This is a genomic window from Methanohalobium evestigatum Z-7303, from assembly GCF_000196655.1.
Lineage (GTDB): Archaea > Halobacteriota > Methanosarcinia > Methanosarcinales > Methanosarcinaceae > Methanohalobium > Methanohalobium evestigatum.
The window spans coordinates 1,595,941-1,608,211 of record NC_014253.1; the positions used below are offsets into that span (position 1 = coordinate 1,595,941).

At 36.2% G+C, this 12,271-nt stretch carries 12 protein-coding genes; 3 read left to right on the forward strand and 9 right to left on the reverse strand.

The window, feature by feature from the left end; genetic code table 11:
- Positions 1–5 precede the first annotated feature (5 nt).
- The 3 genes from argH to METEV_RS07915 all read right to left on the reverse strand — a co-directional run bounded on the left by argH (position 6) and on the right by METEV_RS07915 (position 5,103).
- Positions 6–1,484 (reverse strand): argininosuccinate lyase, encoded by a 1,479-nt coding sequence (gene argH, locus METEV_RS07905; RefSeq protein ID WP_013194998.1) that lies wholly within the window; start codon positions 1,482–1,484, stop codon positions 6–8.
- Between the two features lie 154 nt (positions 1,485–1,638).
- Complete coding sequence (locus METEV_RS07910) at positions 1,639–3,903, reverse strand: PAS domain S-box protein (RefSeq protein WP_013194999.1); 2,265 nt, start codon at positions 3,901–3,903, stop codon at positions 1,639–1,641.
- 111 nt (positions 3,904–4,014) lie between these two features.
- Positions 4,015–5,103: a sensor histidine kinase gene (locus METEV_RS07915; protein WP_013195000.1), complete on the reverse strand. Its 1,089-nt coding sequence runs from the start codon at positions 5,101–5,103 to the stop codon at positions 4,015–4,017.
- Positions 5,104–5,490: 387 nt separating this feature from the next.
- Between METEV_RS07915 and METEV_RS07920 the strand changes: the two genes are divergently transcribed.
- On the forward strand, positions 5,491–6,648 hold the full coding sequence (locus METEV_RS07920) for an LL-diaminopimelate aminotransferase (protein WP_049891284.1): 1,158 nt from the start codon (positions 5,491–5,493) through the stop codon (positions 6,646–6,648).
- A 49-nt stretch (positions 6,649–6,697) separates the two neighbouring features.
- Here METEV_RS07920 and aroC read toward each other — a convergent pair whose 3' ends face one another.
- Both aroC and METEV_RS07930 read right to left on the reverse strand, forming a co-directional pair.
- Positions 6,698–7,792, reverse strand: coding sequence for a chorismate synthase (gene aroC / locus METEV_RS07925; RefSeq protein ID WP_013195002.1), 1,095 nt, complete (start codon positions 7,790–7,792; stop codon positions 6,698–6,700).
- Between the two features lie 26 nt (positions 7,793–7,818).
- Positions 7,819–8,691, reverse strand: a complete 873-nt coding sequence (locus METEV_RS07930) for a cation diffusion facilitator family transporter (protein WP_013195003.1) — start codon at positions 8,689–8,691, stop codon at positions 7,819–7,821.
- A 140-nt stretch (positions 8,692–8,831) separates the two neighbouring features.
- Between METEV_RS07930 and METEV_RS07935 the strand changes: the two genes are divergently transcribed.
- Entirely contained in the window at positions 8,832–9,551 is a 720-nt protein-coding gene (locus tag METEV_RS07935; protein ID WP_013195004.1) for a DUF6517 family protein, read from the forward strand.
- A 49-nt stretch (positions 9,552–9,600) separates the two neighbouring features.
- A complete protein-coding gene (locus METEV_RS07940; protein ID WP_013195005.1) occupies positions 9,601–10,368 on the forward strand; it encodes an ATP-binding protein in 768 nt (255 codons plus the stop codon).
- On the opposite strand, the gene METEV_RS07945 is transcribed toward METEV_RS07940, so the two are convergent.
- The 4 genes from METEV_RS07945 to METEV_RS07960 form a co-directional block, all read right to left on the reverse strand.
- Positions 10,369–10,563, reverse strand: coding sequence for a hypothetical protein (locus METEV_RS07945; RefSeq protein ID WP_013195006.1), 195 nt, complete (start codon positions 10,561–10,563; stop codon positions 10,369–10,371). It lies immediately after the preceding gene.
- Position 10,564: 1 nt separating this feature from the next.
- A complete protein-coding gene (locus tag METEV_RS07950) occupies positions 10,565–11,305 on the reverse strand; it encodes a Nif3-like dinuclear metal center hexameric protein (protein ID WP_013195007.1) in 741 nt (246 codons plus the stop codon).
- A gap of 310 nt (positions 11,306–11,615) precedes the next feature.
- Positions 11,616–11,846, reverse strand: a complete 231-nt coding sequence (locus METEV_RS07955; protein ID WP_013195008.1) for a hypothetical protein — start codon at positions 11,844–11,846, stop codon at positions 11,616–11,618.
- Between the two features lie 159 nt (positions 11,847–12,005).
- The gene (locus METEV_RS07960; protein WP_013195009.1) at positions 12,006–12,155 is read right to left on the reverse strand and encodes a hypothetical protein; all 150 of its coding nucleotides are present in this window, start codon (positions 12,153–12,155) and stop codon (positions 12,006–12,008) included.
- Between the last annotated feature and the right edge of the window lie 116 nt (positions 12,156–12,271).

Sequence of the window (12,271 nt, forward strand, 5' to 3'; positions counted from 1 at the left end):
ATCACTTATTTACTTTTAATACAGCCATCAACAAGCTCAAACAGATTATCAATGGAACTGCCTATATTACTGTTTACCTTTTCAAGCTTTTTTTCATCGTTTTCCAGTTTAGATTTACAGTTATTGATACATCTAAGCATTTCATCAGGTGCAGGTCCACCAATAACATCGCGTTTTTTAATGTTTAAGACCGGATCAAGTGCTTCCTGAACCAGTCCCTCAGTTAATCCAATATCACTTAATTTTTTACCCAGTACATCCAGTGAAACATTATCTATTTTTTCAATTGTTGGTGTACCGGGTTCTTTGGCAATCGCACCTATTATCTGATGAGCCGTTCTAAACGGTATACCCGTCACCCTTACAAGTGTATCTGCAAGTTCGGTTGCAGTTGTAAAACCTTCTTTTGATCTTGAAAGCATTACCTCTGAATTTATATTCATATCCTCAAACATCCCTGACATAATTTTGACAGATGATGAGGTGATGTTTACAGTATTCACAATACTGGGATTTGCTTCCTGTAAATCCCGGTTATAGCTCATGGGCAACGCCTTGCATATTGATAAAAGAGATGTTAGCGAACCTATAGAAGACCCGGTTTTACCTCTAATAAGTTCAGCAGTATCAGGGTTCTTTTTTTGAGGCATGATTGATGATGTTGACGCGTATTTATCACCAAGTTCCACAAAGTTGAACTCAGGCGATGACCATATAATTATTTCTTCAGCCATTCTGCTAAGGTTTATCATAAGATTTGACAATACAGACGCCGATTCAACCAAAAAATCACGGGTACTTACCGCATCCATAGAGTTTTCAATCAGACCATCAAACCCCAGTAATTCCTGTGTCCTTGTACGGTTGAGATTGAAACCTGTAGATGCAAAAGCTGCCGACCCAAGAGGGCACATATTTATCCTTTTAAAAGCATCAAACAAACGGTCAAAATCTCTGGATAATGATTCTGCATGGGCTACAAGATGATGAGCAAACGTTGTGGGCTGTGCATGCTGCAGGTGTGTAAAACCCGGCATTACAGTATCCACATTATAAGAAGCGATTTTGAGCAATACTGTGCGAAGGTTTACCAGTTCAGACATTATCCCTGTTATTTCATCTCTTAGATATATACGGAGACAGGTTGCTATTTCATCATTGCGTGAACGACCAGAATGCATCTTTCCACCGATGTCTTCACCTACCATGTCAATCAATTTTGATTCAAGCGATATATGGATGTCCTCATAATCATGGCTCAAACTTTCGATACCATCTTCTTTTATTTTTAAAAGCGCTTCAAGTATACGGGTGCATTCTTCCTCATGGATGATTTCCTGTTCTTCCAGCATTATTGTATGTGCCATATCCACAAGGATATCAGCCTGAAATATCCACCTGTCTGTTTCCATAGACGATATGTATTTGAGAACTTCATCGTCAGGAATTTCGGAAAGTCTGCCTCTTCGCAAAATATCGCTCATTAATATACCTCATTGGTTCTATTTTTGAATGAAAATATAAAGTAAAATGATACATATCGTTTAAAAAGGATTTGATATTAACCGACTGGGTTATCACATTATAACATATAAAAATTGAGATGATTACTGTAATAAAAGTAATAAAATAAGATTTTCAGCTCTCGGTTTCAGGAAGTTTTACATGGACAGTAGTTCCTTTTCCTTCTATACTGTCTATCCAGATATTACCATAGTGAGCATCTACTATAAGTTTACATATATAAAGCCCAAGTCCTGTTCCTCCATATTTGCGTCTGATGGATGAATCAATCTGGTAGAAACGCTGGAAAAGATAGGGAATAAGGTCTTCAGGAATCCCTACACCGGTATCAGTTACTTTTATATGGATATGTTCATCCTCTTCAAATGCTTCCACTGTTATTTCACCACCAGAAGATGTGAATTTTGTTGCATTATCAAGGAGATTTGTCAGCATATCGGTTAATTTAGCTTTATCACCATTTATCTGTGGAATGTTTTCTGATACATTTTTGTTCAAAATTAGACCTTTTTTATTAATTTCAAAATTGGTGTCTTCTATCGCATCGTCTATTACTTTTGATATCTGAACAGGTTCAAATGAATACTCGATTTTACCCGCCTGACTCATACTCATATAAATAAGAGAATCTACAAGTCTTCTAAGACGTTCAGAATTTCGTACTATAGTATTCATTGTCTTTTTCTGTTCATCATTGAGCTTTCCAAGTGTCTCTTCATAAATGATATTACTGTAACCTTTAATAGATGTCAATGGTGTTTTTAATTCATGACTTACATTGGATAAAAATTCGTCTTTCATCTTATCAAGGGATTTAAGTTCTTCGTTGGCTTTGGCAAGTTCATTTGCATATTCATTGAGTTTTCTTTCAGCACGTTTTCGTTCGGTAATATCTCTGGCAAGTGCAAGTATAGCAGTTTTGCCTTCATATTCTATAATTCTGCTGCTCAACTCTACAGGAATACTTGAGCCGTTTTTGGTTATTTGTACCGTTTCAAAAATTCCGTGTCCTTTTTTCTGGATAGTATTCAAGCGGTTTTTCATATTGTCTGCATAAAAAGGTGATATCAAGTCCATTGATTTTATATTTGTCAATTCGTCTTTACTGTAACCCAGTCTCTGACTTGCTAACTGATTTACTTCAAGTATATTGCCTTTCAAATCGTGTATAAAAATAGCATCATTGGCGTTCTCAAAAAGGCTTCTGAATTTTTTCTCAGATTCTTTTAAAGCTTCTTCTGCCTGTTTGCGTTCTGTAATATCCTCAACAATACCGACTCCACCCTGTATTGTTCCTTCTTCTGAAATGATTGGGCTAAAATCCACTTTCAGAGGAACTGTTTTGTTACTTGTTGGTGACCGATAATAACCCTCATAATGTCCCGTTTTTTTCTGAAACACCTGATATAGAGCCTTTTTCATATCTTCATCTTCCAGAGATTTTGGCATATCAAAACCTATTAATTCATCTCTGGTTAAATCAAGAATTTTTAACATGTTCTCATTGCCACTTGTTACTACACCGTTCTCATCAAAATCAAATATACCAAGTGGTGAATTTTCAAATATCAATCTGTATTTTCTTTCAGATTTTCGTAAAGCTTCTTCTGCCTTCTTTCTTTCAGTTACATCAATAATTATACCCTGATAATAAGCAGGAACTCCATTATATTTCCGACCGAGCATGGAACGTTCAGTTACCCATCGTGCTTCACCAGATTTGGTCAATATCCTATACTCTTTGGTAAAATAAGTATATCCACCAATTTCAACCTGTGAAACCGCATCACGAACTTTTTGTAAATCATCTGGATGTACAATATCACCAAAAATAAGCCGACCTGAAGTGAAATCTTCCGAAGTATAACCGAACTGGATTATATTGTCCGAAACAAATTCTACTGGCCAGTCTTTTTCAGCCCTCCATAAAAACGCGATGACCGGGCTGCTTTTATATATGGATTCCAACTTGTTTTCAGCTTCCCATTCATCACGCTGGGTTTTTTTGCTGAGCTTTTGTTCGGTTATATCTTCAATGATACATGCCATACCATTGTAATTAGAATCAGTATCGCTTATTGGCACAAGCCTGCCGCTTTGATAAGTTATATTACCCTTTTTATTTCTTAGAGGTATAGACTTAAAGTGTTCTGGCTGAAGTGTATTTTTCACACGCAAAAATAGTTCTCTAAAATGTACATCATTTCCAATTGTTCTTTCAGGCATATAAGACATAAGATATTTTCCGATAACATCCTCTTTTGAAATACCGGTTATATCAGCCATATTTTGGCTAAAATAGATGAATTTGTCAAATTTGTCAACAACCCAGATACCCTGACTGATATTTTCAAGTATTTGTTCATAGAATTCATTCACATTAAACTACCCCGAAAATACAACAATATTTAGTTATCTGCTCAAATACTATTAATTACTATTTGTGTTGTTATTATTTACTTTTTGCCAACAAAAAAGCAGATTATAAATTCAGGGTTTTTTCAGAGTTACCCAGAATATATTTCCTATACCTTCAGGATTATCATATACCCCCACTTTACCACCATGTAATTCTATTACCCTTTTAACAATTGCAAGACCAAGACCAAGACCTTTTATATCACTTTTATCAGCACGTTCAAAACGCTCAAACAATCTGGACTTGTCTTTTTTGTCTACCCCCTCCCCAGAATCTGCAAAATTAATTTTCCAAAAATCTTTTTCATCCTGTATAGCAATTGTGACCCGACTGTTTTCCGGACTATATTTTATAGCATTGGATAAAAGGTTATAAAACACATCTTCGATGATGTCATTGACAAGGGCTGGATAACTTCCATGTGTTCTGGTTTCTACTTTTATACCCTTTTCATCTATCTGGTCTTTGAGGTCATCGACCACATTACTGATTATAGGAGATATGTCGATATTATTTAGTTCAAGTCTTTCAGTTAATTCCAGTCTTGACAATTTGGATGCTGATTCAATGACATTTATCAATTTTTCGTTGTGGTGTTTAATTTTTTTAAGTATTTTTATCTTGTTGCTGTCATTTTCTATATCAAGTAACACCTGAGTAAAACCGTTGACAAGCCCTGCAGGATTCAAAAGGTCATGGCGGATTATATCTGTAAATAAATCCTTATATTCAATTGATTTTTCAAGTTCCTGAGTGTACTTTTGCTGGTTATGTAACTTTTCTTCAAGCTGGGTGATATCAACAAAACTAAGTATCTGATAGTTTAAACCGTTCCTTGTAATAGACGATGACGTCATAAATACAGGTAAATTATCTCCGTCAATAGTTCTTATTTTACATTCAAGTTCATTATTTTTGTCGATTAAACAGCCAGCATTTTCAGGAAACACAATAAATTCTGAAACAGGATTGCCAACCACTGACTGTTTAGTATATCCTGTTTTATCTACAGCATATATATTTGTATCAACAACAACATGTGTTTCCTTATCAACAACAAAAATACCATTTTGTTGGGCTTCAAATATTGCTTTTAAATACGAGTAATCATTTTCAACTGAATCTGGGATGTTTACCCCTTTATTATATTCGGATAACAATATATACCCCCTTAATTGTTTAAACATCCAGCTAAAAGCTTTCTGTATTATCTATTACTAATACAGTCTATAACTACAACAAACCCCTACCATGATTTACTATATATAATTTAGTTACTGACTTTGATAAATTATAATCAGATAGTAACAATATTAAAAACTGTTGTTAATTACTAATATTACTTTTGAAACTAAGATACAAAACTTTTATATATGAATTTATTTTGAAACTGCAATTTTTTATAAAAATATAAATTACCAAAATTTAAGTGGTAGAAAAATGTTTACAGCAGGTTATTGTTGACTGATACTTCTATCCATGATTTTTAAATAGCAGTATTATATAGGTCATATAAATTAAAAGGGATAAAAATGACAGGTGAAGAAATGTACGCAGATAGAATAAACTCACTCCCCCCATACCTGTTTGCAGCGATAGATGAAGCAAAGGCAGAAGTGATGAACAAAGGTGTAGATGTTATAGACCTTGGTGTAGGAGACCCTGACCAGCCAACACCACAACACATTATAGATTCCATGTCAGAAGCCATCTACAATCCCAATTATCACAGATACCCGTCATACAACGGCATGTATGATTTTAGAAATGCTGCTGCTGATTGGTGCAAAGAGAATAGAGGGTTTGAAGTAGACCCTGATACCCAGACCCTGACAATGATAGGTCTGAAAGAAGGTATAGCCCACAGTCCACTTGCATTTATTAATCCGGGTGATACAGCACTTGTACCAAACCCTGCATATCCAGTTTACAAGATAGGAACACTTTTTGCTGGAGGGGAAGCCTACACCATGCCGTTGCTTGAAGAAAACGGATTTTTACCAGACCTTGATGCGATACCAAAGGAAGTCTGTGACAGAACCAAAATGATGTTTTTGAATTATCCGAACAACCCCACAGGTGCTGTTGCTGATCACAAGTTCTTTGAAGAAGTGGTTGATTTTGCAAGAGACAACGATATTGTTGTTGTTCATGATAATGCCTATTCAGACATCGTATTTGACGGATACGAATCCCCAAGTTTCCTGAATGTTGACGGAGCAATGGATGTTGGTGTTGAACTGTATTCACTTTCCAAGACCTATAATATGACCGGATGGCGTATTGCTTTTGCAGTAGGAAACAGCGATATTATAAAGGGAATTGGAAAAGTCAAATCCAATGTCGATTCAGGTGCTTTTGAAGCTGTCCAGAAAGCAGGTGTAACGGCACTCACCTCATCACAGCAGTGTGTTTCAGATATGAACAAAATCTACAAGGACAGACGTGATGCACTGCTTAAAGGTCTCAATAAACTCGGACTTGATGTAAAACCACAGAAAGCTACATTCTATACATGGGCTCCTGTCCCAGAAGGATACAATTCTATAGAATTCTCCAAACTCCTGCTTGAGGATGCCGGAATTGTTGCTACACCCGGTGTGGGTTTCGGAGACTATGGAGACGGCTACATCAGATTTGCACTGACACAGACCGTCGAGCGTATCAATCAGGCAGTTGCAAGGATGGAAGAACTGGAACTTTAAGACTATAACTACACCCTTTTTGGGTGTAGATTAAAATCTTTTTCTTTTATCACATTAATGAATCAGGGTCTATATATCCACTCCTAATCATGTGCTCTGCTATAACCAGTGCTACCATAGATTCGGCAACAGGAACCATTCTTGGTGGTATCGTAGGGTCGTGACGACCTTTAACAGATATTTCAGTTTCTGTCATCGTGGATAAATCAACCGTTTTCTGTATTTTTGAAATGGAAGGTGTCGGTTTCACAGATGCACGGCAGATTATCGGCATACCAGTAGATAAACCTCCAATTATTCCTCCAGCATTGTTGGTTTCTGTACTTACTTCCCCATTTTCAATAACAAATGAATCATTCATTTCACTTCCATACATCTTTGAACTTTCAAAACCTGAACCAAATTCAACTCCTTTGACCGCTCCGATACTCATAATAGCTTTTGAAAGGTCGGCATCAAGTTTGTCAAATACAGGCTCACCGATTCCTGCTGGGATTCCTTTTACTACTATCTCAACAATACCACCGATGCTGTCACCCATATCGCGTGCATGTTCCGCCTTTTCACGCATCTTTTCAGCAGCGTCAAGGTCTGCACATCTTAAAGGTGTCTTTTCTAAATTGTTCAGTATCTTATCAAACTCCAGTTTTTTTGCTTTAATACCTCCAAGTTCTAGTACATGTGCCACAATTTTGATTCCATAAGTCTCCATCAGGGCTTTTGCAATTGCTCCTGCTGCAACACGTCCTACTGTTTCCCTTGCAGAAGAACGCCCTCCTCCTCTATAATCCCGGATTCCGTATTTTTTCAGGTAGAAATAATCTGCATGACCGGGTCGCGGGAGGTTTTTGAGGTGTTCATAGGAACTGGAATTGGCATTTTTGTTCCATACAAGCATTGATATAGGTGTACCAGTACTTTTGTTGTCAAATACACCCGATAATATCTCCACCTCATCGGTTTCTTTTCGAGGGGTAGATACACTGCTCTGTCCCGGACGCCTTCTTTTTAGTTCATTTTCCACAAGTTCCTTATTGATTTCCAGCCCCGCCGGAACTCCATCAACGACTACTCCTACTGCACGACCATGAGATTCACCCCATGTTGTTATTTTGAAAAATTGCCCAAATGTATTACCTGTCATGTTTTTAAAACTACCCTGATTTTCAATTATTTAGATTCCCTTTTTGCTGGTTCAATATGAATAGTAACATCTTTTACACCCGGATATTTATTTTTAAGGTCTCTTTCCACATCATGTGCCACACTATGTGCATTATCTATACGCATATCAGGTCGCACCTTTATATGTAAATCTATATGGATTGCATCATTAGTCCCTCTGCTTCGGATTTTATGGCACTCTTTGATACCTGACACCGATTTTACCAGTGTACAAATTTCTTCCTCATCAATCTGGGCTGTATCAAGCAAAGTATCAGCATTCTGGCGTATAATTGAATAGCCTGCACGGAATATAATTACTGCTATTATAAGCGAAATTATCGGGTCAATAATAGGGTAACCAAGTTCTATCGCAACCAAACCCACAATCACAGATAATGAAAGGAAAATATCACTTTTTGTATGCATTGAATCCGCAATTAAAACCTCACTGTTTAATTCATCTCCTTGTTTGCGTTCATATCTGGTTACAAGGAAATTGATGATCATTGTCAAAATCATAATTGCAAAACTTATGGATGTTACATCAGGACTTACATCGGCTCTGAATCTTCCGATTGCGTTGCTGATTATTTCAAACCCTATCAATATTAAAAAGAAAGATATTATTATGGCACTGAGTGTTTCATATTTGCGATATCCGTAAGGATGTTGTTTATCAGGGGGTCTGGAAGCTATCTGAATACCGACAAGTCCGGTTATATTAGAGATGCCATCTATAAGTGAATGATAACCATCAGATTCCATACTTAGTGTGTTTGTAATCCTTCCATAGATGATCTTGGCAAGAGCTACAACAACATTTAGTATAAGAATTTGCAGGAGGACAATACGGACTTTTCTAAAGCGGTTATTCAATAGTATCCCCTGATTACAGATGTTTTTACACTGTTATAAAATATACGATAATATATTATATATTCTACTAATTTTCAGATTAAAATATAATATAGTTAATTTAAAAAATTATTATAACTATTTTAAAATTGGTGATTTGTATGGTAAAAAAATCGTATATATACCCGATTCTAATTCTTACAGTAATCCTTGCCACATCAGTTAGTGGTTGTCTTGAAACACCTGAAGCTACCCCTGCAGAAGCCAGTGAATCAGCACTATCAGAATATGGATGGGAGAAAACCGGTAGTGTAGATTATCAAAGTTATGAACAATCAGTAGCTGATTACAATGTATCCGTAAACACAGCAATAACGACATATCAGGATAAACTGCTATCAAACCAGATATCAGGACAGATACAGAACCTACAAATAAACCAGAATATAGATTTAGAAACCAATTTTGGTGCAGGTATTCTGGGGTCGAGATTGGTCACCATCAACCTGACTTTGCCCTCAGGAATTGAACTGCCTGATACTGTTATATCCACAATAGTTGATACCCAAATAGAAAAACTGGCAAAACAGGCAAATATCGAAAATTTTGACAAAAAAGGAAGTGAAGAAATAAACATAAGTGATGGGTCAACTGCAAATGCAGACTATTATGTTGGCTCTATACCTGCAAACGGGTTTTCAATTGATGTAAGAGGAGTTATTGCTTCCTGGTCAACTTCTGATTCCACAATTATAACTGTTGGAGCTGTTCCCGACGGAGATATTGAATTAAACATTAAAGGAGAAAATGTTAAACTAATAACAATCAACGGTGAAAAAGAAATGGAAGAAGTTAAAGCACTGATTAAATCTATAAATTAAAAGAACATAAATAGATTCGTTATTACTTAAAAATATATGAGAACTATATATGGTAAAAATAGCAATCACCGGCAAAGGAGGGGTTGGGAAAACAACCCTTGCAGGCACTCTTGCACGATTACTGGCACAGGACGATTATCAAGTTCTTGCTATCGATGCTGATTCTGATATGAACCTTGCATCCGCTATTGGAATAGAGAAACCACCTGCACCGCTTACCGAATATAAGGATTTAATAAGAGAACGTGCAGGTGAGACAGGTGGAGCCTTCAAATTAAATCCAAAAGTCGATGATGTGGTTGAAAAATATGGAGTTGTCGGACCCGATGGAGTAAACATGCTTGTCATGGGCACAATTGAGCAGGGTGGTAGTGGATGTATGTGTCCAGCATCTGCCTTTTTACGTGCATTTTTAAGGCATGTTGTTTTAAAGGAAAAAAGTGCTGTAATAATGGACATGGAAGCCGGTATAGAGCATCTGGGCAGAGGCACAACCAGAGGTATAGACCTAATGGTCATTGTTGTAGAACCGGGTATGCGTTCTGTTGAAACCGCTTCACGTATAAAGGAACTGGCAGATGAACTGGAGATCAAACACCTTGCTGCAGTTGTTAATAAAAGCTCTTCAGCCGATGTAAAGCCACATCTTGAAAAACTTGGAATATCGGTTTTGGGAGAAATTCCCTATGACCCAGATATAGTACGTGCAGATTTTGAAAACACCACAATTCTGGATATAGGTTCCAGTTCAGTGGATTCAATCAGAGATATCAAAAATCGGATGATAGACATGGTTCAAAATATAGAAAATGAATGATTAATCACTATCATCAAAAGATTTATTTTTTGTTTTTAAGGATAATGGACCTTTTATTCTTGCATGTTCGTTGCCAAGACTTCTTCGATAATCAGAGCGTATCTGCTGTTTGAATTGCTGGATCATTAACTCATCAAGTTCATCTTCTGTTAAATCCTGAGCTTTTTTATGTTTTATTTTATCGTTTCTTTCCATGTTAGATTACGCTGATAAACGGGTTGTGGTCTATAAACTCTACATCCAGTTTAAGCATTTCTTCAAGGCGTTCACACAGTTTTTCCATGGCTGGGTTTTCAGTGGCATAATGTGTTGCATCAATCAGAGAGATATCCCCCCTGTTGCGTATTACATCATGTTTCAGTTCACTTGAAACAAAAGCATCAACTCCGTTTTCATGGGCTATATCCAGATACTGAGATTTGAAACCACTACCTCCAAACACCATGACTTTTTCCACTGTTTTGTTATCTCCCACATATTGGACATGGGTATCAAGACATCTGGACACATGCCCTGCAAATGTACCAGTTGAACAGGGAGATATGTATCCGATTCTTCCAATTTCCAGTTCCTCTATATTTGTCAATCCCAAGCGGTCTGCAAGGATATCATTTACACCTCCCGGTACTTTATCATAATTGGTATGCATACTGTAAAGAGATATTTCATTATCAAGAGCTACTTTCAATTTATCTGAAAAAGGTTTTGCAATCTTTGTTACAGGCTCAAATATAAGGGTGTGATGGGTTATAAGTAAATCCGCACCGATATCAGCCGCACGTTTTAATACATAGTCGGTTGGATCCAGTGATACCGCTATTTTATCTATATCATTATCCAGATTAATTATATCTCCTATTCTTCCTGCATCAAATTCTTCTGCATATTCAGGCGGTGCAACTGTTTCAAGTACTGGAATAATATCTGAAAATTTCATATACTATACACATTGATATAAAAATATCAAATTATCGGATTTTTACTTAGTAAATCACCAGCATATTTTTACACCGTTTCTTTTAGTTTTTATAACCGCCAAATCATCCTTTAAAGTCAAATAGCCGCAGTTCCGGCAGCTATAGACGTTTTTCAACCCAAGAATCCGGTGTTCAAGCTGCTGTTTACAAAAATAGCACAATATAATGCTGTCATTTACAGATTCGATAATTACCCACTCCAACTATTACTGGACTATAACATTACATATCCAACACTACAATTAAAAAATTTAATATCAAAATGCTGACTTAATGTCCCACGTTCAAATAGTTGGGCTGACAGCTGTCCCAGTCCTGAAGTAGTGATTTGCTGCTTTCCAGATTGTAGACATTTGATTTTGGCATATTATTATTTTCCTGATTATCTGATTCACACCATTTGAGATACTCACATTTACCTAATTGGTTGTAAATTATACATTCCCTGCAATATCGTTGCTTATTATATCTGGAATATCCCAGTTTTTCTATTTTACACATATACATACCCCTTATAATCTGGATAAACGTGGATCTACTGAAGTCAATCCTCCACAATTTCGGCAACAATAGGAACCAACCACTTGTTTTTTAAGTTGAATTTTACATATTATACAAATTTGTTCAATCTGATTATACATTAAAATCCCTTAAAACTGGTTATTTAGCCTGCAGTCCACCGACCATAAACTGATATAGTTCAAGTTCTTCTGAATTTATAATTTCAGTGAAACCACTGTTGTTAATGATTGTTTTTCTGGATTTATTACCTGTATATTTACAGGTTGCTTTGTTTTGTTTAATATCCATATTTTTTATCTCCTTTTCTTGAATGACAACCACTCCCCAACCCACTATATTTTCATCTCTTTTATATCTATTAATTCTCAGAACGATATATATAGATTATGAATTTAGAATATATT

Coding starts and splice junctions, on each gene's coding strand:
- METEV_RS07935 (WP_013195004.1), top strand. CDS start 8,832: ATGGTAAAAAAATCGTATATATACCCGATTCTAATTCTTACAGTAATC.
- METEV_RS07945 (WP_013195006.1), bottom strand. CDS start 10,563: ATGGAAAGAAACGATAAAATAAAACATAAAAAAGCTCAGGATTTAACA.
- METEV_RS07950 (WP_013195007.1), bottom strand. CDS start 11,305: ATGAAATTTTCAGATATTATTCCAGTACTTGAAACAGTTGCACCGCCT.
- METEV_RS07960 (WP_013195009.1), bottom strand. CDS start 12,155: ATGGATATTAAACAAAACAAAGCAACCTGTAAATATACAGGTAATAAA.
- aroC (WP_013195002.1), bottom strand. CDS start 7,792: ATGACAGGTAATACATTTGGGCAATTTTTCAAAATAACAACATGGGGT.
- argH (WP_013194998.1), bottom strand. CDS start 1,484: ATGAGCGATATTTTGCGAAGAGGCAGACTTTCCGAAATTCCTGACGAT.
- METEV_RS07920 (WP_049891284.1), top strand. CDS start 5,491: ATGTACGCAGATAGAATAAACTCACTCCCCCCATACCTGTTTGCAGCG.
- METEV_RS07955 (WP_013195008.1), bottom strand. CDS start 11,846: ATGTGTAAAATAGAAAAACTGGGATATTCCAGATATAATAAGCAACGA.
- METEV_RS07940 (WP_013195005.1), top strand. CDS start 9,601: ATGGTAAAAATAGCAATCACCGGCAAAGGAGGGGTTGGGAAAACAACC.